The organism is Marinobacter sp. G5_S1_61_S3 (genome assembly GCF_054968585.1).
This window is the reverse complement of record NZ_JBQKUK010000003.1, coordinates 215825-242623: the sequence shown is the minus strand read 5'-3', so window position 1 is coordinate 242623 and position 26799 is coordinate 215825. Positions and strand designations below refer to the sequence as shown.

Below are 26799 nucleotides of genomic sequence, written 5' to 3'. Positions count from 1 at the left end.
AGCTTCCCCAGCAACGTAAATCGTGCAACACAGTGCGTGGAACACAGTGAAGGGAGAGACCAATGATTAACCTGACCATAAACGGACAGCTGCATGAACTGGACGTCCCCGACAATATGCCATTGCTTTGGGCCATTCGGGACGTTGTCGGCATGAAAGGCACCAAGTTCGGGTGCGGTATCGCCCAATGCGGTGCTTGTACGGTTCATCTCGATGGGGTCGCCACCCGATCATGCATAACGCCGGTCTCCGCAGCTCAGGGAGAGATTACGACCATAGAGGCCATGGCCGACGACCCGGTTGGCAGCAAAGTCCAGCAGGCGTGGCTGGACCTGGGTGTGGCCCAGTGTGGCTACTGCCAGGGTGGCCAGATCATGAATGCCACAGCTCTGCTGAAGAAAACATCGGAACCGGAAACCCAGGAAATCATCGATGCCATGGCGGGCAACCTCTGCCGGTGTGGCACCTACAATCGCATTCTGGCGGCCATTGAGCGGGCTGCGGACAAGGAGGTGAGCTCATGAGCCAATCCGACGACACACTGCTGCTTGCGAATGTCAGCCGCCGCGGTCTTCTCAAAGGGTTGGCCGGAGCCTCTGCGCTCCTGCTCGCAGCCCGATGGGATATTGGGCTGGCCAATGAACAGGCTCAATTCGGGGCCGGGGCCATGCCGGGGGGCTGGGTAGACAACCCGAATGTGTTTATCCATATCGACGCCAACGGCCTTGTCACCATCGTCAACAACCGTGCCGAAATGGGGCAGGGTATTCGCACCAGCCTGGTTATGGTGGCCGCGGATGAACTGGGCGCAGACTGGGACCGGGTTCGCGCGGAACAGGCAGACGGCGATCAGGATAAGTTTGGCAACCAGAATACCGATGGTTCCCGCAGCATGCGTCACTGGTACGACCCCATGCGCCGTGCGGCCGCTGCTGCCAGGCTGATGCTTGAGCAGGCAGCGGCCAATCAATGGGGTGTATCGGTCGACCAAGTAAGGGCGGATGTTCATAAGGTTGTTCATCCTGCCACTGGACGTGAACTCGGCTTTGGCCAGCTTGCAGAAGCCGCACGGGAGCTGGACGTTCCTGGCCGGGACGGGTTGGTTCTGAAATCCGATAGTGAGCTGCGTTTCATTGGCAAGGAATCCGGCCTGATCAATGGCGAGCTGAAGTCCACGCACCCCAAAGCAATCGATGGTGAAGACATTGTCACCGGCAAGGCGATTTTTGGCGCCGATGTGGATCTGGAAAACACCCTCTATGCAGTGGTGGCCAGACCACCGGTTTATGGTGCGACGGTGAAAAGCGTCGATGACAGTGAGGCCCTGAAGGTCAGAGGTGTTAAGAAAACTGTACGCATTGATGGCACGGGCCAGCCTGCGGCATTTAATCCGCTCGGGGGTGTTGCAGTAGTAGCCACCAACACCTGGGCTGCCATGGAAGGCCGCAGAGCTTTGAAGATAGAGTGGGACAATACTCCGGCCGGTAACAACGCCGATTACACATCGGATACTTACCGTGAATCTCTGGAAAAAGCGGCGCAATCGCCGGGCAAGGTTATACGCCAGTCCGGTGATGTTGAGGCCGCTTTGAAAGAAGCCAATAAGCGGGTGTCAGCCACCTACTACATGCCCCATATGGCTCAGGCTCCCATGGAGCCCCCCGTCGCCGTGGTTCGCGTAAGCGGGGGCAAAGCCGAGGCCTGGGCGCCAGTGCAGAACCCCAGGGCGACGCGAGAAGGCATCGCCGGGCTTCTGGAGATCGACCTGGAAAACGTGACCGTTCATCAAACCCTGCTGGGTGGCGGTTTTGGCCGTAAATCGAAGCCAGACTTCGTGATTGAGGCCGCTCAAGTGGCCAAGGCCTTTGAAGGGCAGCCCATCAAACTGCAGTGGTCCCGTGAGGACGACATTCAGCATGCCTACTTCCATGCGGTTTCTGTGGATCACCTGGAAGCGGGGCTCGACGGTAATGGCAAAGCGACCAGTTGGCGCCACCGTACTCTGTCTCCCAGCATTGCATCGCTGTTCGCGCCGGATCCCAAACACAAGGCGGGCTTTGAGCTGGGAATGGGGTTTAACACCATGCCATTCAGCATCCCTGCTATCCGTTTGGAGAACCCGCCGGCACCGGCTCATGTCCGCATCGGGTGGTTCCGCTCGGTGTACAACCTGCCGCATGCGTGGGCCATCCAGAGCTTTGCCCACGAGATGGCGGTAGCCGCCGGCAAGGACCATCGCGATTACGTACTGGACCTGCTGGGGCCAGGGCGTGAGGTTCACAATCTCACGGTGGGCGATGGCTGGAACTACGGTGAAGATCCTGAGATGTACCCGATCGATGTGGGCCGTATGCGCCGGGTTATTGAGCGTGCCACCGAAGAAGCGGGCTGGGGAAAGGAAAGAGCAAAGGGGCGTGGCCTTGGGCTTGCCTTCCACCACAGCTTTGTTTCCTACACCGCCGTCGTCTTTGACGTGGAAGTGGATGACGGCGGGCAAGTGACCATTCACCGCGCCGACATTGCCTTTGATTGCGGGCCGCAGGCCAACCCGGAGCGAATCCGGTCACAGATGGAGGGTTCCTGCGTGATGGGAATCGGCATTGCCCTTCAAAATGAGGTGACGTTCCAGGATGGTGTCGCTCAACAAAGTAACTTCGACAGATATCTGTTGCCGCGAATGCCAAACGCGCCGAAAGTGGTCCGGGTGCACCTGATTGATAATCCCGATGACGCCATGGGCGGTGTGGGCGAGCCGGGGTTGCCACCGGTCGCGCCGGCACTGTGCAACGCCATCTATGCAGCCACGGGGAAACGCATCCGGCGTCTTCCTGTTGGTGATCAGTTGAGTGCATGACCATGCAAAGTCTGGATGCTCGGGTAGTGGAGCAGGCGATCGAATGGCTGGGGAGTGGCCGGACGATCTGGTTGTGCACGGTGTTGTCTACCTTCGGATCATCGCCCAGGGAGCCGGGCTCACTGATGGTTGCCACCTCGGATGGACATCATGTGGGCTCGCTCTCGGGTGGTTGCGTCGAGGAAGACTTCCTCGAGCGCGTTGCCGCCGGAGAGTACGAACAACCTGCTGTTATTGTTCGTTATGGCGACCCGGGCAGCAACAGCCCGGAGAGCCCCCGTATTCGCTTGCCGTGCGGGGGCATTCTCGACGTCCTGGTGGAACGTATGGTTGCCACCGCAAAGACCCGGGATCACCTTGAGCGGATTCAGCAGGCCCTGTCCGGCCAAAATGAAATCGCACGACATATCAGATTGACGGATGCAGTGTGGTGGCTGTCCGATGCTGAACCCACGGGGCCGCGGGTGTTGCAAAATGAAACCGAAGAGACGGTGACGGTTCGTATTGGCCCCGTCGCCAAGCTAATTCTTGCCGGCTATTCAACGGTATCAGAGGCCTGTGCACAGTTCGCCTTAAGCCTTGGTTATGAGGTGGTGCTGTGTGACCCACGGGAGGAAGTCACCAATGGCATGAGCCTGCCGCCGGGTGTTGAGTTTGTGCCCCAACTGCCGTCGCTGTATATCGCTTCGCCTGGTGCTTGCACGCCCTCCACGGCGATAGTCGCCGCAACCCATGACCCCCGCATTGATGATCTGGCCATGATGGCTGCTGTCAAAACCTCGGCAAGCTACATTGGTGTGATGGGCTCTGTTCGTACTTCCCAGGCCCGATCCGAACGACTTCGTCGGACTGGTGGCCTGTCAAAGGAAGACGTTGAGCGGATCCACATGCCCATCGGACTCAACCTCGGCAGTAAAACCCCTTCTGAAATTGCACTGGCCATCGTTGCGGACATGGTGCGTGTCAGGCGAGGGCGTTCGCGTGTCGAACTGTGAGCGCCCTTGCTCAAACCTAGGTTAACGAAAGGTCGGTGGGTCATTGCCCACCGAATACCGGATTACTCGTAAGCGCCTGCGGAGTAAGTCAGCTCGTAACTGTGGCTGTAGATCTCGAGAATGTTTCCGAACGGATCTTCCATGTAAACCATGCGGTAGGGCTTTTCGCCGGGGAAGTATTCACGAACTGGCATGCGCTGTTTACCGCCTGCCGCAACGATTTTCTCTGCAAGGCCTTCCACGTCCGGGTCCTGGACACAAAAGTGAAACACGCCGGTTTTCCAGTACTCGAAGTTGTCTTCCGGCTTTTCTGCGTTGTTGAATTCAAAGATTTCCACACCAATCCGGTCGCCGGTGGAAAGGTGAGCAATCCGGAAAGAGCCCCAGCCTGCACCAAACACATCGGTACACATAACTCCAATGGGGCTGTCATCTTCCTCAATAGTGGTTTGCGGCATGATCAGGTACCAGCCCATTACTTCTGTATAGAACTTCACAGCGGCATCAAGGTCGGTCACCGAAATCCCGATATGGGAAAAACTGCGTGGGTAAGTGGTGCTCATGGTTCTTCTCCTCTGGAAAGTGTAGAACCAGAGTAAGCGGCAATTGCTATAATATAAACAGGTCATTGCTTATCAAATCAATAAGAGTTTCTTATGCTTAATCCCCAATGGTTACGTTCGTTCGTTGTACTTGCAGACGTCGGCAGTTTTACCCGGACAGCCGACCAGCTCGGCTTGACCCAGGCAGCCGTCAGTCAGCATGTAAGACATCTTGAAGCACAGCTGGGGACCCTGGTGATACGGCAACCTCGACGGATGGATTTAACACCGGCCGGCCACGCACTCCTGGCGTATTGTGATGAGATGGAACAGGCCGATATGCGCTTACGCCTGCGAATGTCGGAAGGCGATAAAACAAGAGGTGAGCTCAGTCTTATCACGCCGGGGAGCTGCGGCTTGCTGCTATACCCACTGTTGCTCGATCTGCAGGAGCAGCATCCTGACTTGGTGGTCCGTCATCAATTTGCACCGGATACGGAAATATTGGATGCGGTCTTGGGTAAACGCTATGAGATCGGCTTGGTTACGGCAAAGCCTGACGATCCCCACTTGACGTCCTCCCACTTCGCCGGAGAGCCACTGGAACTGATTGTGCCGGCAGGGCAATCGGTATCGAGCTGGGCGGATTTGGAGCGATTAGGCTATATCGACCACCCTGATGGCCGGGCCATGGCAACGCGCCTGTTGAGCCGCTGCTTTCCGGGGGAGCCTGGAATCCGCAATATTCCGGTGCGCGGTTTTGTTAATCAGGTAGGCTTAATTCTCGAACCCGTAGCCAGGGGCATGGGCTTTACCGTACTACCGCAGTACGCGAGGCAGGCCTTTGCCCGACACAGCGAAATCAAGGTTATGACGCTTGAAAGGGACGTGGTGGATTCGCTCTGGATGATCTCCCGGGCGGAATGGCCCCTGTCTGCGCGCGCTCGCTATGCCATGGAATATCTGAGGCAACAATTGGGAGATCGGTGACGACAACCAAGAAAGCCAAAAGACGTAACCATTGGTTGTGATTGGCATACATTTAATCGATTTTAGCTACGCTATTAGGTGGGATACGTTTTTACCAGCATCACAACGGAATAAGGGGAAGGAACATGGGCACGACCGACAAACCCATTGCGCTGGTGGTTGGGGCTGGTGATCATTTAGGGTCGGCGATCGCACGCCGATTTGCCAGGGAAGGATTCCATCTCGTGGTAACCCGTCGCCGGGGAGATCTGGAAAAGCTCAGTCGTGAAATCAGCGACATCGGATCCACGGCAACGGCAATTCATTCCGACGCCCGTGATGAGACGCAAGTAACGGAGCTGATCAATCGGGTGGAATCAGAGTTGGGCCCTATACGGGTTGCCATCTTCAACGTGGGTGGAAACGTTCGGTTCGATCTCTGCGAAACAACCACCCGGGTGTACCAGAAAGTCTGGGAGATGTGTGCGCTGGCGGGCTTTCTGATGGGCCGGGAGGTGGCAGCGAAGATGCTGACCCGTAGCGAGGGAACCATCCTATTCACCGGTGCATCGGCAAGCCTGAGAGGTGGGGCCGGTTTTTCTGCCTTTGCGGGCGGCAAGCACGCGTTACGGGCCCTGGCTCAAAGCATGGCGCGGGAGCTTGGACCAAAAGGAATCCACGTAGGTCACGTTATTGTTGATGGACTGATACGAAACGAGGCGACCGCTGAGTTTCTGCCTGATCTTTATGCCAGTAAGGGGGAGGGTGGCATCATCGAGCCCGATGATCTTGCCGACATTTACTGGCATCTCCATACACAGCCTCGGTCAGCCTGGACATTCGAGCAGGATGCGCGGCCATTTTCTGAGCCCTGGTAAACCCTTCCCATCAAGAGGTAATGATGATGAGTACGAATGTCGACTTTTACTATGATTTCATAAGCCCCGCGTCCTATTTCGCATGGATGCGGTTGAAGGAACTCACTGAGGGGACGGGCGCCAATATCAATTACAAGCCGATTCTTCTCGGGGGCATCCTCAAGGCCACAGGCAATACGTCTCCGGTGACCGTCCCAGCCAAATGGGAATGGATCAAAACCGACTTTCAACGCCATGCCGATCACTATGGCATTCCGTTCCAGTTGAATCCTCACTTTATTTTCAGCACGGTCAATACAATGAGAGGCGCCCTCTGGGCGCTATCGAACGGACAGATCGAATTCTACAACCAGGCGATGTTCTCAGCCGCATGGGCCCAGGGTGAGGACCTTTCATCCCCGGAGGCATTGAGGGCGATCCTAACCAACGCTGGTTTTGATCCGGAACAGGTAGCGGACGCAATGGCTCAACCGCAGATAAAAACAGCGCTGATCGAGGCGACGGATGCCGCCGCCAAGAGGGGCGTGTTCGGAGCCCCCACCTTCTTCGTCAACAACGAAATGTTCTTCGGCCAGGACCGTATGGACTGGGTTAAGCGGGCGCTTGGATAACGTGGGCCGCCCTCAGCACCAACACACACCTATTGATTAGCGTCCGCAATCGGAATGCCGTGATAGGCGCATGGAGGTGCAGATTCAGCGTCTGCTCTCATCCCTTACGGATCGATTGTAAGGCACTGGCCCATTTCTCCAACTCCTCGAGCATCGCTTTCCCGGAACCTTCGTGATGCTCGCTCGCCTGGAACACCTTATTCTCATCGAGGAGGTTCCAGGGCATCTGAACCATCACGCCCTCCATCATTGGCATCATTTTCAATGTGGTTACCAGCTGTTTCGCGAGTTGCGCCGAGCGCAGACCACCGGATACGCCACCGTAGCTCACAAACCCGCACGGCTTGTAGTTCCACTCGGTGTACACGTAATCCAGCGCGTTTGTGAAGGAGGGGGGAGGGCAATAGTTATACTCGGGGATAACGTAAACGTACGCATCAGCTGCATCGACGCTTTTTGACCACGCCTTGGTATGATCATGCTCGTATTTCTGTAAACGCGGATGGTTTGGTTCGTTGTAGACCGGTAGTTCAAAATCTGCCAAGTCGACAAGCTCCGACCCAAATCGTCCGTCGGCATTGGCGAATTCGTTGAACCATTTAGCGATCGATGGACCAACCCTTCCAGGACGCGTGCTGCAAATGATTGTTTGAAGTTTCAGCGTCATAGTAATTTCCCTCAGTGTTGTGTTCCCTAGTGTCCAAACAAGTGCGAAAGGCCGCAGGTCTTTACCATATCTTCCCGCCGGTCGTACGGCAAAACTGCCATAGAAAATCGATCTGTACCTCTGCCCCTAGCGCTGTCGACTAACGAAACAGCCAGTTTGCAACGAGTCGAACCACTCGGGGCATGATCAAATAGACCACTAGTGCGACGACAGTGGCTGCCACCAAACCATGACGCACACCCCATAACGCAAGCGCTGGAAGTTGATCAAATATGGGCTGAAAGACCATTGGTACGATCAACGTGAGTGGCCAAATAACCGCTGTTGTAATAAGCCATTGTTTCCAGCGAGTAGGCTGTTTGGCTTTTGACGTGGGTGGGGTGAACCAGTAATCGATGCCGGTCTGAATCTCTACCTGTTCTTCAGAGGCCAGCGCCGGAACGATGTCGGATACCAATTCCCGCCGAACATCGGAGTTCAGCCAAGTATCGGCTTCTTCGGGTTGAGAAAAGCGCACCGCGATTTCAAAGGTGTCATGCCCTTCGGGCGGTCGTACCACATGAACGCCTTGGTGCCCGGAAAACTGGGCTGCGGCGGCAATAATCTGCCTGAGCCAGGTTTCATAGTGGTCACGGTGTCCGGGTTTCACGGTGTGCCGGATTATGATGGATCGACCAGAGTCATAGTGGATGCTTGGGGCGGCGTCTGCCTCTTGTTCGTTCATAGCGTGCTTCCCAATCTTTGATTGATTGGGGGCGACGTCCTGTCAGCCCCTCAAAAACAGTTCATGCTCTTTACCCTTGCTAGAGAGCGCCGAATTTTCCTGATTGAAAGTCGAGCATGGCCTGTTTGATTTCTCCCTCTGTATTCATCACAAAGGGTCCATAGCCCACGACCGGCTCATCAATGGGTTCTCCACTCAACACAAGCAGCCGAGCGTCATTATTGGACTCCAGCACAATCTCTTGACCTTCTCTGTCCAGGTTCGCAAGCTCTGCCTCACGCAACACATCAGTGTCATTGATCTGAACTGAACCGTTCAGCACTGCCACCAAGGTGGTGTGGCCTTTGGGCACCGGCAAATTCACACGGGCACCAGGCTCCAGCTTAAGATCCCACACATTGATTGGCGTGAATGTGTTGGCAGGTCCTTTATGCTCAAGATACTCACCAGCAATGACTCGCAGCGCTCCACCATCATCTTCCAGGGACACACGAGGGATATCCTTATTGAGCAACGTCTGGTAAGCCGCCGGCGTGTCCTTTGCCGATGCAGGTAAGTTGACCCAGAGCTGCACCATGTTCAGCAAACCACCTTGTTCAGTGAATTGCTGTGAATGGAACTCCTCGTGCACGATTCCCGCGCCAGCGGTCATCCATTGGACGTCTCCCTCGCCAATGAGCCCACCTGCACCCGAGGTATCCCGGTGTTCCAGCTCACCGCTGTAGACCACTGTCACGGTCTCAAAGCCTCGGTGTGGATGTTGACCAACCCCCCGGGGACGTTGAGCCGGAGGAAATTCCGATGGCCCGGCGTAATCCAGTAGCAGAAACGGCGAGATATTCGATGCGCCCATCCGATCGTAGGAGAAGAGCGAGCGAACCGGAAAGCCATCACCCACCCAATGACCGCGAGGGGGACCATACGTTGTCAGAATCTTTTTCACTTTGACCTCCTAACGGGTCCATCGACCCAACGTTTTTACTGCATCATTGTGACGATAAAACAGCGTACGGGCCCTGAATAGATAGCAATATTCGCACTCAGTGTTCTATACCTAGAACGCTCGCCGCCCGACAGAACCTGACCGGACGACGCCGTTTGACTGAATCAGTCAATCATTATCGGATTGAGTCCAGCGCCTCATTGTTCTGGACTACCTCTTGCGCTCTGGCGTAGCTTTCGATGAGCAATTGGTAGGCAGGGAAGATATAGGTATAGGCTTCCGCCCATGCCTGAGCATCATCACGATGCCAGGTTTTTTGCAGCTCTGAGGCGACCGCAGCGGTGTCCATCGGAACCACACCGGCCTGGACAACTCGAGCCATCGTGATCTCTTGAGCCATTTTGCTGTAGGTGCCGGATGCATCGACGACCGTGAATACCTTATAGCCGTCAGCTACGGCGCTAATAGCAGGGAAGGCCATGCACACGCTAGTGATTGTCCCTGCAATGATTAGCGTTTTGCGACCGGTTGCTTCTACCGCCGCAACGAAATCCGGGTTATCCCAGGCATTGATTTCACCTTTGCGTGCCACGTATTGCGCATGGGGCGCGTTTTCGTGAATCTCCGGTATCAGTGGGCCGTTAGGGCCCTGGGGGACAGATGCCGTGGTGATCACGGGAAGCTTGGATAGTGTGGCAATTTTAGCCAGTGCAGTGGCACGAGCTCGAAGTTCGGTCATGGGCATGTCACCGATGGTCTGAAACAGACCGCTTTGGTGATCAATCAGAAGCAATACGGCGTCGTCTGGATCAATAACCGGGCGCTGACCATTAAAATTTGCGGGAGAAGTCATGATGATATTCCCTGTATAAAGATACTATGGGTTGGGGGAGGTATTCGCTGGAAGGACACGAATACCCCGTCATTACGCTACTGCTTCTCAGGCAGAGTGTTGTAACTGGTAATCAAGTTTCGGTAGTCAGGAATGTGGTTTGAGAACAGGGCTCCCAGGCCTTCAATATCGTTGCGCCAGTCACGGTGCAGCTCACACGCCAGCCCAAACCAGGTCATCAATTGGGCACCGGCCTGCGACATCCGGTCCCAGGCCGAATGCCGGGTCAGCTCGTTGAACGTGCCGGAGGCGTCCGTCACCACGAATACGTCGTAGCCTTCGGCCAGCGCAGAGAGCGCCGGAAAAGCAACACACACTTCTGTCACGACGCCGGCGATGATCAGTTGTTTCTTTCCCGTATCCTTAACGGCCTTAACAAAATCCTCATTGTCCCAAGCGTTAATCTGCCCTGGGCGGGCGATGTAAGGGGCAGAGGGAAACTGTTCTTTCAGCTCCGGAACCAATGGGCCGTTAGGGCCAGTCTCAAAACTGGTTGTCAGAATGGTCGGAAGCCCAAAGTATTGAGCCAGGTCACCCATCGCCAATACGTTGTTCTTGAACTTGTCCGGGTCAATATCGCGGACCAAGGAGAGCAGGCCAGTCTGATGATCTACCATCAGTACCGCAGCATCGTTTTTATCGAGTCGAACATAGGGTTTGCTCATGACGTTCTCCTTTCTGGGCTTAGACGGCGCAGTGCACCGTCGTCGTTGGCCCCCTCTCCTTTGGCACTGGAAAAGGGAATAAATTTAACGATAGTTCAGCCAGGGTGGCCTGAGTAGGCACTAATTCTTATACTCAGAGTTCTATATATAGGACGATCGTATATGCAGGATCTGAACGATCTTTTTTACTTCGTGAAGGTGGTAGATCACGGCGGATTTGCGCCAGCGGGCAGGGCACTTGGATTACCCAAATCCAAGTTGAGCCGGCGCGTGGCAGAGCTCGAGAGTCGGCTTGATACCCGACTGATTAATCGCTCACCGCGTGTCTTCACTGTTACGGAGTTGGGGAAAGAGTATTATCGCCACTGCGTGGCAATGCTGGTGGAGGCCGATGCGGCACAGGAAGTCATCGATCATTCCCGCTCCGAGCCAGTGGGTTCGATACGGGTGAGCTGCCCGCCGGGAATCATCTACTTTCTGGTGGCCCCGTTGATTGTCCGGTTTATGCAGCAGTACCCGAAAGTAAAAATCGAAATGGAGGCTACGAGCCGACGGATCGACGTTGTCAGGGAGGGGTTCGATGTTGCCTTGCGAGTGAGATACCCGCCGCTCGAAGACAGTGACTTAACGATGAAAGTGCTGTCTAAAAGCCCTCAGTGCTTGATGGCCGCGCCAGAGGTGGTTGCGCAGTATCCGAAACCAATAACTCCCGATGATTTATCAAAACTTCCCAGTATCGATTTTGAGCAATGGGATGGACAGCATGTCTGGTGCCTGGATGGGCCCGCTGGTGCGTCCGTTAAAATCCATCACCAGCCACGCCTGGTCACCGATGATGTCTTTACGTTACTCAAAGCTGCTGTGGGTGGTTTAGGTGTGGTAAAAATGCCGCTCATCGTCGGTGGGCAGGACCTGATTGACGGCAATCTCGTCAGTATTTTACCGGACTGGCGACCACGCGGAGGGATTTTCCACGCTGTTTTCCCGTCGCGCCGCGGGCTGCTTCCTGCGGTAAGAGCATTTTTGGACTTCCTGGCAGACTCACTCGAGGAAATCGATTTCAGGTTACCGGATAACGACTGATTAAAAACCGTCATGACACACGTCAATGACCTCCCCTTCGGGAGGCCATTCAGAGATCAGGCGGTAGCCGTTTCGTGGTTGTCCAAGGTGGCGGAAATGCGGGTCAGAAGCAGCGCACTGAGAACAATCACGCCGCCAATCCAGGGCGTGTTCATCAGCCCCATGTCGGCCACCACATGGCCTCCGAGCCAGGCGCCGACGGCAATCCCAATGTTGAAGGCCGCGATGTTCAGGCCGGAAGCAACATCCACGGAATGCGGAGTGTAACGTTCAGCCAGTTGGACCACATACACCTGCAAGCCTGGTACATTGCCGAAGGCAAATGCACCCCAAACCAGAAGGGTGATCACGGCTGTAACCGGGTTGTAAGCGCTGAAGGTCAGTACAAACAGGATGGCCGCCAGGCCGCCAAAAACGATGTACAGCGCTGAGGTTGGCCCAAAACGATCGGCCAGCTTACCACCCCAGATATTTCCAGCGGCCACAGACACACCGTAAACGAGCAGCAGAAGGCCGACCATGCCGGAGGCAAAACCGGTGACGTCTTCGAGGATCGGGGTCAGGTAGGTGAATGCCGTGAACGTACCGCCATACCCAACGGCGGTCATCGCGTACACCAGCAGCAGTCTCGGGTGAGTAATGACCTCAAGCTGCTGACGCAGGGTTGCCGGCTTCGACTGTTTCAGGTTCCTGGGCACCAAAAAGGCACTGCCGATCAACGCGATGGTCCCCATTACGGCAACGGTCAGAAAGGTGGCTCGCCACCCGAACGTCTGTCCGATAAAGGTTCCCAGAGGAACGCCCGTTACCAGGGCAACGGTAAGCCCGGTGAACATGATGGCAATGGCACTGGCCTCTTTCTCTTTCGGTACCAGGCTAGTGGCGATGGTCGAACCGATTGAGAAGAACACACCGTGTGCAAGGCCGGTGAGAATTCGGGCGGTAATCAGTGAGCTGTAATTCGGCGCCATCCAGGCCAGGATGTTACCGATGATGAACAGCCCCATCAGCGAAAGCAGCACCAACTTACGATTCCAACGGCCGGTCAGGGCGGTGAGTACCGGTGCACCTATAGCAACACCGAGCGCGTACAAACTGACCAGAAGGCCAGCAGACGGGAGAGTAACGCCCAGATCCTGGGCAATGGTGGGAACCAGTCCGACAATGACAAACTCGGTGGTCCCAATCGCAAAGGCACTCAAAGTGAGTGCGAAAAGTGCAATGGGCATAGCGGCTCCTTAGCAGTGAGCGGGAATGAATTGACGATGCCTAGTTTGCGGCCGCATACTTTTGCGATAAACAGTGGTTTTTAAAAAATACTTTTGCGGAAAATGAAATGAAAAGCCGATCGGACGACCTTCACTTCCTGCTGTCAGTGGTGGACAGCGGAAGCTTCAGTAGCGCGGCAGAACAACTTGACGTATCTGTGACCCGGGTGTCGCGAGCGGTCTCCCGCCTCGAACAGAGCTTGAATACAACGCTGCTGAACCGAACCACCCGCAAAGTGGGGCTGACCGAGGAAGGGCGGCTGTTTGTAGCGAAGGTAAGAGATGGCCTGGCTTCGCTGGAAGAGGCCGAAGAGCAATTGGCCATACGTAAACAAAGGCCGGCGGGCCGCCTACGGGTGGACGCCGCTAACCCATTCCTGTTGCATCAGATCGTGCCTCATGTCCGGGAGTTTCGAGCCGCCTATCCGCACATTGAACTGGAATTGACGGCAAGTGATCAGATTGTCGACCTGCTGGAGCGCCGGATTGATGTGGCTATCCGAATCGGAAGCCTGGAAGACTCGACGCTCCATGCCAAGGCATTGGGTCGGTCTCCGCTGTCAGTGGTGGCTTCGCCGGAGTACCTGAAGCGGCGTGGTGGCTGCGACTCGCCGGAATCACTCGCTGGCCACGACACCATCGGCTTCACCGCACCGGAAGCTTTGAATGTATGGCATTTTGGCGAAGGGCTACGAATCAGGCCGACGGTACGAGCCAGTAGTGGAGAAGCTGTACGCCAACTCTGCCTCGGCGGAAACGGTCTGGCGTATCTTTCACGGTTCATGATCGACAAGGACCTTGAACGAGGCGACTTGGTGGAACTGATGGGGGATCAACTGGTGCGCCCCAATCCAAGGGAGTTGGTCAACGCCGTGTACTACAGGAACACAACACTGTCTGCGCGCATTCAAGTGTTTCTGGATTTCTTCAGTGCACGCTGGAAAAGCCTGTAACGACGTTACGCTCCCCTTAATGACGAAAGTTCCCCGGGAATTACTTCATTTTTACGAAAACTAAAATCGGAAACTGCCCGTTTTTATCCGATATCGCGGCGACTAGGCTTGTAGCTCTCATCATATTTAAAGTGGAGCTATCAAATGTTTTCCAGCAGGCTGTTTTGTGCACTGATGGTTGCCGGTACCGCGACGGTGGTGAATGCCGACACCGAAAACAGCGGTTCTCTCGTGAAAGTTGTGCCGGCTGATGACGTTGAGTGGGGGTATCTTAATCCTCTTCGCGGCGTACTGAGCCCTGGTGCGGCAGACCTATGGGGAGATCGCACGACCGACAGCGCCACCGGAATGCTCGTTCGGTTCAAGCAGGGTTTTGAGTCTCCTCCCCATATTCACAACATTACGTATCGCGGCGTTGTCATCGAAGGGCTGATGCATAACGACGACCCAGATGCACAAAAAATGTGGATGCCGCCCGGGTCTTTCTGGACACAGCCAGCCGGCGAAGATCATACAACCGCGGCAAATGGCGACACCAATCTGATTTACCTGGAGATAGACTCCGGTCCCTATCTGGTTAAGCCTTCCGACGAGAAATTTGATAACGGCGAACGCCCGCTCAACCTGCATGAAACCAATATTGTCTGGCTCAATAACAGTGAGCTACACAATATTGAAGCGGACAACGTGGAAGCCACGTTCGTATGGGATAGTGATGCCGATGTGGGCGGCTCAATGATCAAGATTGCGTCCGGCTTTGAGGGAGAAATCAGTACGAATGCCAGCGAATTTCGCGCGGTTGTGATCGGTGGCGAGGTTACCTACCAGGCAAAGGGTCTGGATACTGAAAAGCACCTCGAGGCTGGAAGCTATATCGAATCGACAGGGCGCTTCACGCACCGAATAGCAAACGACAGCGATAGGGTAGCGACCCTTTATATCCGTACGAACAGCCGGTACACCGTAAAGTAGAGAAATTACCGTGATCGTGGGTCATGTCGAGATCATCGGCAATGACCCGCTCAGGCTACCTGCGGCTTCGACTACAGGTATTAGCCCAGGAGTATTTTATGACTTTTCGCGGCCAACCAGCTCTTCGATAACCGCTAAAACCGCAGCGCACTTCTCTTCATTCAGTGCGTCGGAATGGGGCGGGCCGAATTGACCTTTGTCGTTGTCAAAATAGTGGCCTGACGCATTGGCAAATTCGTCTGAAAGCGCGGCCCTGGCGAGAACATCGGCGCCAATCGATAGGCTTTTTCCGGCAACGCCAAACCCCTCTTTCACCATCTTTGATGCCAACAGTGAGCCTGGGTTTACGGCGACAAAGACTGGCCCCCGATTGCCGAGCGACGCTGCCATCGCATTGTTCCACATGGTCAACGCCAGCTTGCTTTGAGCATAGGCTGACATGTCGTCCAGAAGCCGGTTTTTTCCCCGTAGGGCGTCAAGTTCCACCGGAGCCTGTGCGGCCGACGACAGGTTTACCACCCGTGAACCGGGCCTCATGATTGGTAACAGGTGTTTTGTCAGTAGGTACGGCGCAACCGTATTCACGGCGAACCGGACATCCAGTCCGTCCTGGGTGATTGTTTCAGGAACACGCATGACTCCGGCGTTGTTGATGATGACGTCCAGTTGGCCATATTCTCTGGTGATGGCATTTGCCAGAGAATCCACTTCCGCCAAACGCGACAGATCCGCCTTATAGGTGTAGATCAGTCCAGCGCCTGTACTGTCTGCCAACTTTTTTTCTGTCGCCTCCAGCTTTTCCGCGTTTCGTCCGTGTAAAAGCAACGTGTGGCCTTCGGAATAGAGACGCTTTGCGGTTTCCAGGCCGATTCCATCAGTGGCGCCGGTGATCAGAATTTTTTTGGTCATGGTTTGTGTCCTTGTGCCGCGAATTCGGGGAGCAGGTCTTCGGCGAGGTACAGGATCGTTTGTTCAGTATCCGCCTGATTGAATCGCAGGTTCAATGCAACATGGTTTACACCAATTTCTTCGAGCGATTTAAGGTAAGTCTTCAGAAACTTTATGCCCGATCTGAAGCCCAGATGAATGGGCTGAGGCGGTGCATCGGGATCTGCCAGCAAATCGATGTACAGGGATTGCATCACGGGCTTTGAGGCTTCTGTTTTACCAGGAATACCGTCACGCCACGACCTCACGGCGTTTGCCTGGTCGTCAATATTCCGCGGGTAAGTAATCAAGCCATCACTGTTGCGCGCCCCCCATTGCGGCTCCTGTTGGCTTCCGCCGGTAATCAACATCGGAATCTTCCCTGCCGCTGGCTTGGGAAGCAGGTCCATCTCACCGTTCGTTTGGCCATAACGGTTTTCGAATGCCGGCGCACTATCGGCCATCCTGCGGATGTACTCGAAACTGTCCCGAAAACGCTGGCCCCGGTTCGCATAGGTCTCGTTGAGAGCAGGGTATTCTTCGGGGCGATCGCCAGATGCGATTCCGAGTATCAACCGACCACCGGAGAGCTGATCGACGCTTGCTGCGGCTTTCGCGACGTGCGCAGGGTGGCGAAGCGGCAATATCAGGCTCGCTACGCCCAAGGCGATCCGCTCGGTTTGCCCCGCCAGAAAACCGAGGTAAACAAACGGATCGAACACCTGGCCGGCATCACCGAACGAGGGCACATTGAAGGGGACATCACGCAACCATACCGCGGAAAAACCGGCCTTCTCGGCCAACCGCACACGTTCAAGGTGACGCTCCATCGTAGGCACAGGTCCGCTGGTATAACTCTCCAGCGGAGCAATGACGCCAATACTCAACCGATTCGGCTGAAACACCTGATTGTAGCCGCGATTGATAGGGGCAAATGTCTTTGTGCTCTCGTTCAGTGCCGGCATTGTCAAACCTCCACGACGACCTTGCCAACCGCCTGGCCACTGGTCAGGCGATCGTAGGCCTGTCCGACCTCAGAAAGACTGAAGCCTTGCTCATCCAGGAGGGGTTTAACGGCACCCTGATCCACGATCTGCGCCAACTGCTCCAGAATGTTGCCGTGCGCTTCCCGATGATGGTTGTGCAGCATGGGAATCAACATGAACACGACATGAATCGACAGCCCTTTGAAGTGCGCGGTGGTCAGATCCAGTTCAACCATGGCGACAGTCGTAGTCACATGGCCATTCAGGGCAGCCGCTTCAAAGCTGTTGGTCATATTGGCGCCACCAACTGTATCGAAAACCACATCGAACCCGGCACCGGATGTGTGGGCTTCGACATAGTCGGCAACGGATTCAGTCATGTAATCGATTGGCGTGGCGTCGTAGCCTTCGATGATGCTGAATGCTTTAGCACCCGTGGCAGTGGAGTAAACATTGGCGCCGAAATGCTTCGCAAGTTGGACCGCTAGATGGCCTACGCCGCCGGTACCGCCATGCACAAGTACGTTCTGCCCGGCTTTGACACCCGCACGTTGAAGACCCTCGAATGCAGTGATGCCAACCAACGGCAACGCCGCCGCTTCACGCATAGACAGGCTCTTGGGCTTATGGGCAATCAGCCGTGCGTCGGCAGGCATAAACTCGGCGAGGGCGCCCTGCAGATCGGCCAGCCCGCCAGCACAGCCATACACTTCATCACCGGGAGCGAAATCGGTCACGCCTTCGCCTACGGCTTCAATCGTTCCTGCGAAGTCCATGCCAAGAACAGCAGGCAGGTCGGGTGACAGCGGAAGATCCTTCCCCATCTGGCGAATCATCGTATCGACGGTATTGATACTCGTTGCCGCAACACGCACGATCACCTGGCCCGGTTGTGCGGAAGGCTTGGCCACCTCTGCCGATTCGAATGCCGACTGTTCACCGTACTGATTAAGAACCATTGCTTTCATCGTGTACCTCCAATTCATTGCTTGGGTTGGTCAAAACTCTATCGACAAGATTAATGGTTCGCATAATCGCAATAAATGGCCAATAATGGTTTTCAGTATTCGTTAAATGGATATAAAACTGTGGATACCGAAGGCATTAAACTGTTCGTTCTGGCGGCGGAAAAACTCAACATCAGCGCTGCGGGCCGGGAATTGGGAATGCCTCCAGCAGTTGCCAGTGCCAGGCTCGCGAAACTTGAGAATGCAGTTGGGGCAGACCTTTTGCGACGCTCAACCCGGAAAGTAGCGCTTTCCACTGAGGGAGCAGAATTTTTACCCTTCGCCAGAGAAATACTGGCGCAGGAGAATGCAGCACTGGCGGCGATGGGGTTCGGCAATGAACATGTGGCTGGGACATTGAGATTGACTGCATCCAGCACGTTTGCCCAGCAGTATGTGTTACCGCTGATGCCGGAGTTTCTGGAGCTTTACCCAGGCATCAATCTGGACTTGCGACTGTCGGATATGGAGCTTGATCTTATCCAGGGAAGTTTTGACCTGGCATTGCGGGACTCGGTGCTTCCAGACAGTAATTTAAAGGCTCGTAAACTGGCAGACGACAGGCGATTGTTGTGCGCCTCCCCGGAGTACCTGGCGAAGTGGGGCACACCGAAGCATCCCGACGACCTTTGTTCCCACCAACTGATTGCGTTTAAATCCCAGGCGACCATCAACCTGATTGGCCCAGATGGTGAACAGGGTAAATTCAACCCGCGTGCGCCTGGTAACCGCCTGATCATTGATGACGGGCTAAGTTATAAGATCGCCACCATGGCAGGCGCTGGCATTGCCATGCATGCTTTATGGAGTGTTCATCGTGAACTTTCGGAGGGCACACTGGTACAGGTTCTTGGAGACTTCCGGATGGACGCAGAGCCGGCGCTCTGGCTGGTTTATCCCAAATCTAATGTTTTAACGGCGAAGGTACGGGTCTTTATTGATTTCCTGTTGGAGCGGATTGGTAACCGTCCACCGTGGTTGGAGGGAGAGGCGGTAACGCCATCCGAAGCGGATTGACAAAAAACGCACCGTCCCTGGTGCCAAGACGCAAAGAAAGACTTCTCGCTCAACCGTGGCTTTCAGGCCGCACTTCACCTCGGATAACGATGTGACCGCTGTAGGGGGCAGGTCCTGCTGAACGGCCTGCTGCATCACGATCCTGTATCTCACCACGTATGACGAGCTGGCCGCTGTACGGGGCCGGTTGAGCGTTTTCAAAATGAGTCTCGTCGGATTTCCGATCAGCCAGGGTCGCGTGTGCAGGCAGCGCAGCAGCGGCCAAGAGTGATGTAAGGGCAACCAGTACAGTTGTACGCATAACATGTTCTCCAGTTTTGATAAGCGAAGGCTGATCTCCGTTTCGCCAATCGGCGCGAGATCAGATGGAGTGGAGTATGAGCTTGAAGAGAGGTCACGAATAATCAGGAGGCCACATGAGTCACATCACCAAAACTGATAAATAGAGCTTTTCGGCGACTTACTTCGATGTTTCCTATCTTGACTGATTTTATCGAAATGCATGGAAATAAATTAAATACAATATGTTAAACGACTAACTTAAATAATTTTATAGAACGCGCCCCGCCGACAATGATGTAAAAATCGCAGTACAAACACCTATTCATCAAAATACATGATGTTTTCAATATTGAGCCCTGATTAGTCGCGCAAGGCGTTCAGTTGAAAAATAGCAGCCAACTTGTTTCCGACCTATCGCCTTTCGGAGTTGGCCATGTCTCATCGTCTGCTTGTACTTTTTCTCACTGTTCTGGTTTTGTCTCCGATGGCTCATGCTGAGAACTCTGATTCTGTCATTGCGCTTTCTACGGACAATGATCTTTTTGCACCCACCCAAACCGATCGGGATTACACCGCAGGTGTGGCCATAACCTATTCCTCAAACTCGGAGGACTTCCTGGAAAATCCGGTTTCCGGAATCAGCCAAAACCTGGACAGGTTCGTGTTGTCGGGTATTGGCGCAGATATTAACGAGCCCGAAAGTGCAGCCCTGGAATTTGGCATCTACGGATTCACCCCTGAGGAAATCAAGGCGAGGGATATCGATCGGGATGATCGTCCCTACAGCAGCCTCGTTTATTTATCGTCAAGCCATAGTTACAGGACCCTGAGTGACGATTCCGGGTGGACCACCTCGATGACCGTCGGAGTGCTGGGCCTGGATGTTTTTAAATCGGGTCAGAATGCGGTTCACAAGGTGGTAGGAAGTGACCGTGCCAACGGCTGGGACCATCAGGTCTCCAATGGCGGGGAACCAACATTCCGATACTCCGCTGCCTATCATCAGTATCTGGATGAAAGCCGGCCGGACCAGCAATTCAAAGTCACGTATTTCGGGTCGGTGGGTTATTTGACTGAGTTTGGTGCCGCGCTTGTTTTTCGGGATGGGCTCATTTCCTCCCCGGACAATCGTTTCAACCCTGAGCTTATGGCCTACGGCGAACGAGCGCCGGGAGTCGCGGCCCCTGGCGGCCGGGAGCACTATTTCTGGGGCGGCGTGTCTGTTAAAGCTCGGGCCTACAATGCGTTCCTTCAAGGCCAATTCAGGCACTCCGACCACGAACTGGGTGCCAACGACCTTAACGTGCTCCTGGCGGAAATCTGGGCGGGCTATACCCACAGTTTCGTCGCTGGCACCGAGTTGAGTTACGTGCTCCGGGTCCAGAGCTCCGAAATTAAGAGCGGGACCGGAAACCGCACGCTTGCGTGGGGTGGGCTGGTATTCAGTAAGCGCCTTTAACGGGCTCTATGCCAACCCATCATTGTGAGAAATGGGATCTATATGGCACTGAAATTAGTGCTATCAGCTTGGAGGACCCAGTATTGAAAGTGAGCAATTCCATTCAGGAGCAGATATTATGACGACCATTGTTCATGTAACCGATGCGAATTTTGAAGAAGCGGTTGTTCAGAGCGACCGGACAGTTCTGGTTGACTTCTGGGCACCCTGGTGTGGCCCTTGCAAGACGGTAGCCCCGCTGCTTGAGGACATCGCCGATGAGTTCAGTGAGCAACTGACCGTTGCCAAGGTCAACGTGGATGATAGCCCGGAGATTACTGCAAAAATGCGTATCCGTGGCATTCCAACATTGGCCCTGTTTCAGGATGGCGATGTGATTGCCCAACATGCCGGGGCAGGGAGCCTCAGCCAGTTGAGAACGTTCGTTAAAGGGCACTTATAGTTACGCCGAGAACTTACTATGAAAACTCAAGAGCTCCAGTTGCTGTACATCTTCGATGCCATTATGACGGAGCGTTCAGTGACTCGTGCGGCGGATCGCCTGGCCATGACACAGCCTGCGGTATCAAATGCGATTTCCAGGATGCGCCAGATCTGGAATGATCCGCTCTTTGTGCGAAAGGGCCGCAACATCGAACCCACCTCCTATGCGCTCAGTCTATGGGATCAGGTGGGTGACCCTATGTTCGCGCTGACAAACGCCGTCAGCGCTACGCAGTTTGACCCGGCCTCCGCCCGGCGGACGTTTCGCATTGCAGTAACCGACGTCATCGTCGAGATGATCTGGCGTCAGCTTATTGACTTGCTTGAGCGTGAGGCGCCGGGCGTGGACGTACACGCCGTTCCCTATACACCTGAAGGGAGCTACGACGACCTGAGATCAGCTCACGTTGACCTCGCGATTGGCGTGCTTAACCAGCACGATTACAGTTTGCGGAGTACCTGGCTTCTTGATAGCGGATTTGTTCTCGCAATGCGGGCAGACCACCCGCTGGCAGGCCGGCAAATCACCATGGAAGAGTTTCTGGAAGCCCGCCATCTGTTGGTTACCATGTCGGGCGACGCCCACGGTTCTGTTGACAGTTATCTTGATCAAAAAGGGCAGAGCAGGCGTATCGCCGCAACAATGAACCATTTTGCGTCCGTTCCTCAAGTGTTAAGGGAGTCCAATCTCATCGCGGCCGTTCCTGAGTTGATCAGCCAGGACTGCGGGTTCGTCGATGGGTTATGGATGGGGGAGCTACCCTTCGATGTGGACCCAACCAGCCTCTACCTCATCTGGCACGCACGCCATGATAGAGAACCGGGGATTATCTGGATCAGGAATCATATCGAAAGACTGCTCCAGACTCGCTGGCACGACATCATGACCAATTCGCCCTGTGGCCGGCACCTGAAGGCGGTCTAGACCTGATATGCACCAGCGCCGAACGACATCGCCGTCGTTGGACGCCCGATTGCCTCTCATTTTCACCCGGTATTTCGATGAGGGAAGGTTCTGAGAAAAATGTTTGAGCGGCCAACAGGCCGCTCATTATCGTTTCGGACGGCTTAGTTGCCAGTGCCCAGTTCGACAGTTTCAACTGCAGGATTATTGCCGCGCTCGATATCACTCTGGCTAACACCTTCGGCTTGCGCGAATGCAGAGAAAACGAGTACAGAAAAAACGAGAAAGAACTTGTTGATTGCGTTCATGGGATATTGCACCTTCTAAGAGAATTAGATTAGACAACGTCGCCTCATTGGCTTGATTGGAATTCTCTCTGTTTCCCGGCTGCAGAAAAAATTGCCTCGCGATATACAGAACATCACACGCGATGATGGGTTCAGAGCCACCAAAGCCAGTAGGGCCCTGGGCGGCCGGCGAGGTGCGAATAAGTATTCCGGGGTCGTTAAATGCACCTACTGGGGTGGATTCACACGGGCAAACCCCTCCTGCCTCGCACGTTTGACCCGGTTCCTGGTTGATGACGACCTCCGCCGGGGAATCACCGTCGGATTAGGCCGAAGCATGTGCGTATGTCATAAAAAAGGCTGCCCCTGTTGAGCAGCCCTTGAGATTCATCCTCCACTACTACAACCGGTCAAGCGGCACGTTTCCGGCTAAACCAGTCCTCGGTGCCGCCTTCATAGTCGTAGACTTCCGTAAAGCCGGCATCTTCCAGCTTCTTGGCAGCCTTGGGAGAAGCATCACATTCGAAGTTCGCGCAGTAGACAACAATTTTCCGATCTTTGCTGCCGGTAACTGCCTCGACCTGCTCCAAAAAGGACGGTTCCTCCACAGGAACACTGATGGATGTGCGGATATGTTCTCGGTTGAAGGCATCCCTCGGCAGGACATTGATGAGCACAAAATCTTCGTGCTCAGTTTCGTTCATCTGTTTGAGGTCGTCACGGCTAATACTCTTCATAGCGTTTCTCCTTCGTTAAGGAAATGGCTACCTCATTATCTGACTGTGATGGTTTGAGACGCGATTTCAAGGTCGTTAGCGGCCATCCTCCCGATAGAAAGCACGGCTTTTCTCGTAAACGGCCGCCATATCAATCAGGACAAAGCCCAGCTCCGATTCATGCAGGAAGAAGGTGTAAGTCACTTCTGAGGGAAGGATCTGCCAATATTCAGGGATACTGCTTTCCCGTTGGTCAATCGCAGGGTAATGCGAATGTTCAAAGTAGCCGGTTTCAGTGTTGTCGTAGGCAACAGTCAGTGGTTCGGGGGATACCACCAACGCGTACCGCTGAAGACCGGGATAGGTGGCGGCGAGGGCGATGACACAGAGCAGGGCAGCAAGGCCGAAGCGCTCTGCTCGGGGAGCACCTTTACCCAGTTGAACCCCCAAAACACCGAGCAGCAGCCCGGTTGAAATGAATGGCCAAAGTGGCAAGTCACCAATCACGAGATAGTTGGTGAGCAGTACGTAGTCAACGAGAGCATAGGTGCCGAGCACAGCCAGCAGAATTAGCTGTAGCACCATGCCTTTGTGTTTCAATAAGTTGAAATGGTTAGCCAATGGCCCGGTTCGATCAGTTTGGGTCGACGTAAACTCCACGTTGCCGGTGATTCCGGACAGAGCTTTGACAAGAGGGGCCTCGGTAATGATGGATTCCAATCTCGCCTTGGGCTTTCCAAAGGCGCTGCCCATGCCGATACGGTGATCCGGGTGGCCCTCTCTCAAAAAATGGTAGGGTTGCAGACGATAGGTCCGCCTGTCGGTAACGAGACTGAGTTTTGACTGCTGAAGTGCCTGAGCCATATTCCGAAATCCCGTAACGGCGGTCAGCTCAACTTTCCGAATAGTATTTAACGGAATGCGGTGGTCTCCGGTGGTGAATCCCATTAGCCCGAGGCCGGTCAACCGCGGGATGTGAATCGTCAGATTCTCGCTGTCCAGTTCCAGCCAGACCCGGCGATTAACAAACGCCACGACGCAACCCAGCAGCAGACACAACGCAATTAGGTGCAGTTCGAAAGGCACGTTACCGTGTTCGTCCAGGTATAGTTGGCTGAAGTCCAGTTCACCGAGGTTGGGCAGTGCCAATAGCAGCAGACTTCCAAGCAAAATCGTCAGCAAGGCTCCGATTGTTGCAAACAGGTGGCTGGGTTTGAGAATGCTGGCAGAGTAACGAAAGCGCTGTTTACCCATGGTTCAATGTCGTCCCTGAATCTGTATCCGTGAGTTAGAAGTGTATGATAGATAAAGAGGAGTCCCTATTATGTTAACGCGACATCATTTGGAAATGCCTACAACGGTCGCGACCCTCGACGATCTCGCACCGCTGGCAGACTATTCACTCATGGACACGCTCAACTGCGACCCTGAGGGGAAAGCAAACGGAGCTGATCACGCGCCAAGACAAGTCTTCTCGGGCCACTATGTTCCGGTTAGCCCCACGCCCATCGAAAACCCCGAATACGTCGCCCATGGGAAAAACCTGTTTCACGAACTGGGTTTCGCCGACAGCATGGCGCAGTCCAGCGACTTCATCCGTATGTTCTCCGGCGACTTGTCGCATGTTCCGGAGCCTCTGCGCAACGTGGGGTGGGCGTGTGGCTACGCACTTTCCATCTACGGCACCGAATTCTACCAACAATGCCCGTTCCAGACTGGCAATGGCTACGGCGACGGCCGCGCGATTTCCGTGCTCGAGGCTGTCATCAACAAGCAGCGCTGGGAAATGCAGTTAAAAGGGGCAGGGCGCACGCCCTACTGCCGCGGCGCAGACGGCCGGGCAGTTCTGCGCTCCAGTGTGCGGGAGTTCCTGGCCCAAGAGCATATGCACGCGCTGGGCGTTCCCACGTCACGGTCTCTGAGTCTGTACGTGTCGACAACCGAGAAAGTCAGGCGCCCCTGGTATTCGGAGGGTTCACGCTCGGTAGATCCCGATATTCTCGTATCCGAGCCAGTGGCCATCTCGACACGTGTTGCACCTTCGTTCATTCGGGTAGGGCAGCTGGAGCTCTTTAGTCGTCGTGCCCGCAAGCAGGAACACCCGCAGGCGATGGAGGAGCTCGAGAGGATCGTATTGCACCTGATTGATCGCGAGTACGATGACGTTATCGATCGGTCGCGGACCACAGCTGAAAAAGTGGTGTCGCTCGCACATGAGTTCCGCAGACGACTGACCTCGCTTGTCGCCAACTGGATCCGTGTTGGCTACTGCCAGGGTAACTTCAACAGCGACAACTGTGCCGCGGGCGGCTTCACGCTCGACTATGGACCCTTCGGGTTCTGCGATGTGTTTGATCCGCAGTACCAGCCATGGACGGGCGGGGGAAATCACTTCGCGTTCCTCAACCAACCAGCAGCAGTCGAACGCAATTTCTACTCGTTCTGTTCGGCGGTTCGGCCTTTGTTGGCAGGGCATCCAGAGTGTCTACAGCAGCTGGAGGACATTCAAAGTGATTTCCCAAAGGTGATGCAGGCGCAAATGGAGACGATGTGGGCGGCCAAACTCGGACTCGACGCGTTTGACGCGGCTTTATTCCGCGAGCTGGCAACACTGATGATGCAGACGCCTGTTGATTACACAATGTTCTTCCGGGAACTCTCATCGTTGCCAGATGACATTGAGCCGCTTAAGAAAAGCTTCTACAAAGGCTCGACCTATGCTGCAGATCCCGAAGGGCTAGACAAGCGTTGGTCAGCGTGGCTCACAAATTGGCAATCGCTGATTCAGCCTGGCACGCCTGAGGAGCTTTCCAGTCAGATGAAGCTCGTTAACCCGAAGTACAGCTTGAGAGAGTGGTTCGTTGTGCCCGCCTATCAGCAAGCGGCAGAGGGTAATTACGCTTTGCTGCGAGAACTGCAGGACGTGATGACGCAGCCGTACGCTGAGCAATCAGAGGCAGTAGAGAAAACATACTACAGGCTGAAGCCGCTGGAGCTCTTTGAGGTTGGCGGTTGTTCGCATTACAGCTGCTCGTCGTGACGGGTTTCCGCGCAGCCGGAAATTTCTTAACTTCGCTGCATCGTTGATGTAAACGCAGCAGCGCCAAACATTGCCATGCCTCCCAGTCTATTGAGCCGTCTTCGGGCCGGGAGGCTTTGAAGCTTATGGCGAACTGCCCCGGCGAAGAGCGCAAATGATGTAATAGATATCGAGACGACGCCCAAAAACGTCACCATTAATATGAGTAGCTGTGGAACAGCCGGTACTTCGGGATTAACAAACTGAGGAAAAAAAGCAACGAAAAAGACAATATCCTTTGGGTTCAGTGCTGTAACGAGAAAAGAGGACTTGAACAGGTTCGCTGATGACATCCCTGGAGCTGATAACGACGGCAAATCACGCTGAGGCACTTCGCGCCAGACTTTTATACCAAGGTAAACCAGATACCCAACCCCAAACCATTTTAGGATCAGGAAAAGCGTCGCTGACGTCGCTAAAACAGCACCTAGACCAATCAAGGACAACGTCATTGCCACCAAGTCACCAATTAAAACGCCAGAAACCAGTGGAATAACAGATTTTTTCCCGTGACTGATAGACTGACCAAGCACCAAGATCACAGTTGGCCCGGGGATGATGGCAAAGATGAAGACCACAGATACAAAGGTTATCCAGATCTCAAGAGTCATAGCGTGTCCTTGTTAGGGGACCCGG

Annotated in this window: 29 protein-coding genes; 14 read left to right on the top strand and 15 right to left on the bottom strand. The window is 54.7% G+C overall.

Translation table 11 applies throughout. The annotated features are described in order from the left end of the window. Positions 1 to 62 precede the first annotated feature (62 nt). The 3 genes from ACTRWH_RS04055 to ACTRWH_RS04045 are packed head-to-tail and all read left to right on the top strand — an operon-like array spanning position 63 to position 3849. A complete protein-coding gene (locus ACTRWH_RS04055) occupies positions 63 to 524 on the top strand; it encodes a (2Fe-2S)-binding protein (RefSeq protein WP_136633807.1) in 462 nt (153 codons plus the stop codon). Further along, on the top strand, positions 521 to 2854 hold the full coding sequence (locus ACTRWH_RS04050) for a molybdopterin cofactor-binding domain-containing protein (RefSeq protein ID WP_462825932.1): 2334 nt from the start codon (positions 521 to 523) through the stop codon (positions 2852 to 2854). The genes ACTRWH_RS04055 and ACTRWH_RS04050 overlap by 4 nt, the downstream gene beginning before the upstream one ends. Before the next feature lie 2 nt (positions 2855 to 2856). Further along, positions 2857 to 3849 (top strand): XdhC family protein, encoded by a 993-nt coding sequence (locus ACTRWH_RS04045; RefSeq protein WP_127402384.1) that lies wholly within the window; start codon positions 2857 to 2859, stop codon positions 3847 to 3849. Positions 3850 to 3911: 62 nt separating this feature from the next. On the opposite strand, the gene ACTRWH_RS04040 is transcribed toward ACTRWH_RS04045, so the two are convergent. After that, complete coding sequence (locus ACTRWH_RS04040; RefSeq protein WP_127401246.1) at positions 3912 to 4412, bottom strand: lactoylglutathione lyase family protein; 501 nt, start codon at positions 4410 to 4412, stop codon at positions 3912 to 3914. Positions 4413 to 4505: 93 nt separating this feature from the next. Between ACTRWH_RS04040 and ACTRWH_RS04035 the strand changes: the two genes are divergently transcribed. The 3 genes from ACTRWH_RS04035 to ACTRWH_RS04025 all read left to right on the top strand — a co-directional run bounded on the left by ACTRWH_RS04035 (position 4506) and on the right by ACTRWH_RS04025 (position 6849). Beyond that, positions 4506 to 5381 carry a LysR substrate-binding domain-containing protein gene (locus ACTRWH_RS04035; RefSeq protein WP_462825931.1) on the top strand — a complete coding sequence of 292 codons (876 nt, stop codon included), beginning with the start codon at positions 4506 to 4508 and terminating at the stop codon, positions 5379 to 5381. Positions 5382 to 5506: 125 nt separating this feature from the next. Then, a complete protein-coding gene (locus ACTRWH_RS04030; protein ID WP_462825930.1) occupies positions 5507 to 6238 on the top strand; it encodes an SDR family NAD(P)-dependent oxidoreductase in 732 nt (243 codons plus the stop codon). 26 nt (positions 6239 to 6264) lie between these two features. Then, positions 6265 to 6849, top strand: coding sequence for a DsbA family protein (locus tag ACTRWH_RS04025; protein WP_462825928.1), 585 nt, complete (start codon positions 6265 to 6267; stop codon positions 6847 to 6849). Positions 6850 to 6946: 97 nt separating this feature from the next. On the opposite strand, the gene ACTRWH_RS04020 is transcribed toward ACTRWH_RS04025, so the two are convergent. The 5 genes from ACTRWH_RS04020 to ycaC all read right to left on the bottom strand — a co-directional run bounded on the left by ACTRWH_RS04020 (position 6947) and on the right by ycaC (position 10740). Next, complete coding sequence (locus ACTRWH_RS04020) at positions 6947 to 7516, bottom strand: NAD(P)H-dependent oxidoreductase (protein ID WP_462825927.1); 570 nt, start codon at positions 7514 to 7516, stop codon at positions 6947 to 6949. Positions 7517 to 7655: 139 nt separating this feature from the next. Continuing rightward, positions 7656 to 8240: an antibiotic biosynthesis monooxygenase gene (locus ACTRWH_RS04015; protein ID WP_462825926.1), complete on the bottom strand. Its 585-nt coding sequence runs from the start codon at positions 8238 to 8240 to the stop codon at positions 7656 to 7658. Between the two features lie 79 nt (positions 8241 to 8319). After that, complete coding sequence (locus ACTRWH_RS04010; protein WP_199448665.1) at positions 8320 to 9183, bottom strand: pirin family protein; 864 nt, start codon at positions 9181 to 9183, stop codon at positions 8320 to 8322. Positions 9184 to 9358: 175 nt separating this feature from the next. Continuing rightward, on the bottom strand, positions 9359 to 10036 hold the full coding sequence (locus ACTRWH_RS04005) for a hydrolase (RefSeq protein ID WP_199480765.1): 678 nt from the start codon (positions 10034 to 10036) through the stop codon (positions 9359 to 9361). 77 nt (positions 10037 to 10113) lie between these two features. Next, entirely contained in the window at positions 10114 to 10740 is a 627-nt protein-coding gene (gene ycaC, locus ACTRWH_RS04000; protein WP_041334861.1) for an isochorismate family cysteine hydrolase YcaC, read from the bottom strand. Positions 10741 to 10902: 162 nt separating this feature from the next. Between ycaC and ACTRWH_RS03995 the strand changes: the two genes are divergently transcribed. Continuing rightward, positions 10903 to 11823, top strand: a complete 921-nt coding sequence (locus ACTRWH_RS03995; RefSeq protein ID WP_462825925.1) for a LysR substrate-binding domain-containing protein — start codon at positions 10903 to 10905, stop codon at positions 11821 to 11823. Between the two features lie 56 nt (positions 11824 to 11879). On the opposite strand, the gene ACTRWH_RS03990 is transcribed toward ACTRWH_RS03995, so the two are convergent. Continuing rightward, on the bottom strand, positions 11880 to 13052 hold the full coding sequence (locus ACTRWH_RS03990) for an MFS transporter (RefSeq protein ID WP_462825924.1): 1173 nt from the start codon (positions 13050 to 13052) through the stop codon (positions 11880 to 11882). A gap of 107 nt (positions 13053 to 13159) precedes the next feature. Here ACTRWH_RS03990 and ACTRWH_RS03985 point away from each other — a divergent pair, with 107 nt between their 5' ends. Further along, positions 13160 to 14044: a LysR family transcriptional regulator gene (locus ACTRWH_RS03985; protein ID WP_151982166.1), complete on the top strand. Its 885-nt coding sequence runs from the start codon at positions 13160 to 13162 to the stop codon at positions 14042 to 14044. A 144-nt stretch (positions 14045 to 14188) separates the two neighbouring features. Further along, entirely contained in the window at positions 14189 to 15016 is an 828-nt protein-coding gene (locus ACTRWH_RS03980) for a DUF4437 domain-containing protein (protein WP_462825923.1), read from the top strand. A 96-nt stretch (positions 15017 to 15112) separates the two neighbouring features. Here the strand turns inward: ACTRWH_RS03980 and ACTRWH_RS03975 are convergent, their stop codons facing one another. Genes ACTRWH_RS03975 through ACTRWH_RS03965 form a run of 3 tightly spaced genes read right to left on the bottom strand, consistent with a single transcriptional unit; the run spans position 15113 to position 17897 of the window. Next, a complete protein-coding gene (locus ACTRWH_RS03975; RefSeq protein WP_462825922.1) occupies positions 15113 to 15925 on the bottom strand; it encodes an SDR family NAD(P)-dependent oxidoreductase in 813 nt (270 codons plus the stop codon). Further along, the gene (locus ACTRWH_RS03970; protein WP_151982172.1) at positions 15922 to 16908 is read right to left on the bottom strand and encodes an LLM class oxidoreductase; all 987 of its coding nucleotides are present in this window, start codon (positions 16906 to 16908) and stop codon (positions 15922 to 15924) included. Before ACTRWH_RS03970 ends, ACTRWH_RS03975 begins: the two co-directional genes overlap by 4 nt. Positions 16909 to 16910: 2 nt before the next feature. Next, a complete protein-coding gene (locus tag ACTRWH_RS03965) occupies positions 16911 to 17897 on the bottom strand; it encodes a zinc-dependent alcohol dehydrogenase family protein (protein WP_151982174.1) in 987 nt (328 codons plus the stop codon). A 120-nt stretch (positions 17898 to 18017) separates the two neighbouring features. On the opposite strand from ACTRWH_RS03965, the gene ACTRWH_RS03960 reads away from it, so the two are divergent. Further along, complete coding sequence (locus ACTRWH_RS03960) at positions 18018 to 18953, top strand: LysR family transcriptional regulator (protein WP_151982176.1); 936 nt, start codon at positions 18018 to 18020, stop codon at positions 18951 to 18953. A gap of 49 nt (positions 18954 to 19002) precedes the next feature. On the opposite strand, the gene ACTRWH_RS03955 is transcribed toward ACTRWH_RS03960, so the two are convergent. Next, positions 19003 to 19254 carry a hypothetical protein gene (locus ACTRWH_RS03955; protein ID WP_151982178.1) on the bottom strand — a complete coding sequence of 84 codons (252 nt, stop codon included), beginning with the start codon at positions 19252 to 19254 and terminating at the stop codon, positions 19003 to 19005. Between the two features lie 414 nt (positions 19255 to 19668). Between ACTRWH_RS03955 and ACTRWH_RS03950 the strand changes: the two genes are divergently transcribed. The 3 genes from ACTRWH_RS03950 to ACTRWH_RS03940 all read left to right on the top strand — a co-directional run bounded on the left by ACTRWH_RS03950 (position 19669) and on the right by ACTRWH_RS03940 (position 22102). Further along, positions 19669 to 20694, top strand: coding sequence for a lipid A deacylase LpxR family protein (locus ACTRWH_RS03950; protein ID WP_091643713.1), 1026 nt, complete (start codon positions 19669 to 19671; stop codon positions 20692 to 20694). A 118-nt stretch (positions 20695 to 20812) separates the two neighbouring features. Continuing rightward, positions 20813 to 21136 carry a thioredoxin gene (trxA, locus tag ACTRWH_RS03945; RefSeq protein ID WP_036207214.1) on the top strand — a complete coding sequence of 108 codons (324 nt, stop codon included), beginning with the start codon at positions 20813 to 20815 and terminating at the stop codon, positions 21134 to 21136. Positions 21137 to 21154: 18 nt separating this feature from the next. After that, positions 21155 to 22102, top strand: coding sequence for a LysR substrate-binding domain-containing protein (locus tag ACTRWH_RS03940; RefSeq protein WP_462825921.1), 948 nt, complete (start codon positions 21155 to 21157; stop codon positions 22100 to 22102). Between the two features lie 143 nt (positions 22103 to 22245). On the opposite strand, the gene ACTRWH_RS03935 is transcribed toward ACTRWH_RS03940, so the two are convergent. The 3 genes from ACTRWH_RS03935 to ACTRWH_RS03925 form a co-directional block, all read right to left on the bottom strand. Then, positions 22246 to 22389, bottom strand: coding sequence for a hypothetical protein (locus ACTRWH_RS03935; protein ID WP_199480839.1), 144 nt, complete (start codon positions 22387 to 22389; stop codon positions 22246 to 22248). 389 nt (positions 22390 to 22778) lie between these two features. Then, positions 22779 to 23105: a rhodanese-like domain-containing protein gene (locus ACTRWH_RS03930; RefSeq protein ID WP_036207216.1), complete on the bottom strand. Its 327-nt coding sequence runs from the start codon at positions 23103 to 23105 to the stop codon at positions 22779 to 22781. A 75-nt stretch (positions 23106 to 23180) separates the two neighbouring features. Beyond that, on the bottom strand, positions 23181 to 24338 hold the full coding sequence (locus ACTRWH_RS03925; RefSeq protein ID WP_462825920.1) for a hypothetical protein: 1158 nt from the start codon (positions 24336 to 24338) through the stop codon (positions 23181 to 23183). Between the two features lie 70 nt (positions 24339 to 24408). On the opposite strand from ACTRWH_RS03925, the gene ACTRWH_RS03920 reads away from it, so the two are divergent. Further along, positions 24409 to 26124: a protein adenylyltransferase SelO gene (locus tag ACTRWH_RS03920; RefSeq protein WP_151982191.1), complete on the top strand. Its 1716-nt coding sequence runs from the start codon at positions 24409 to 24411 to the stop codon at positions 26122 to 26124. 26 nt (positions 26125 to 26150) lie between these two features. Here the strand turns inward: ACTRWH_RS03920 and ACTRWH_RS03915 are convergent, their stop codons facing one another. Beyond that, a complete protein-coding gene (locus ACTRWH_RS03915) occupies positions 26151 to 26774 on the bottom strand; it encodes a LysE family translocator (RefSeq protein WP_151982193.1) in 624 nt (207 codons plus the stop codon). Positions 26775 to 26799: the final 25 nt, after the last annotated feature.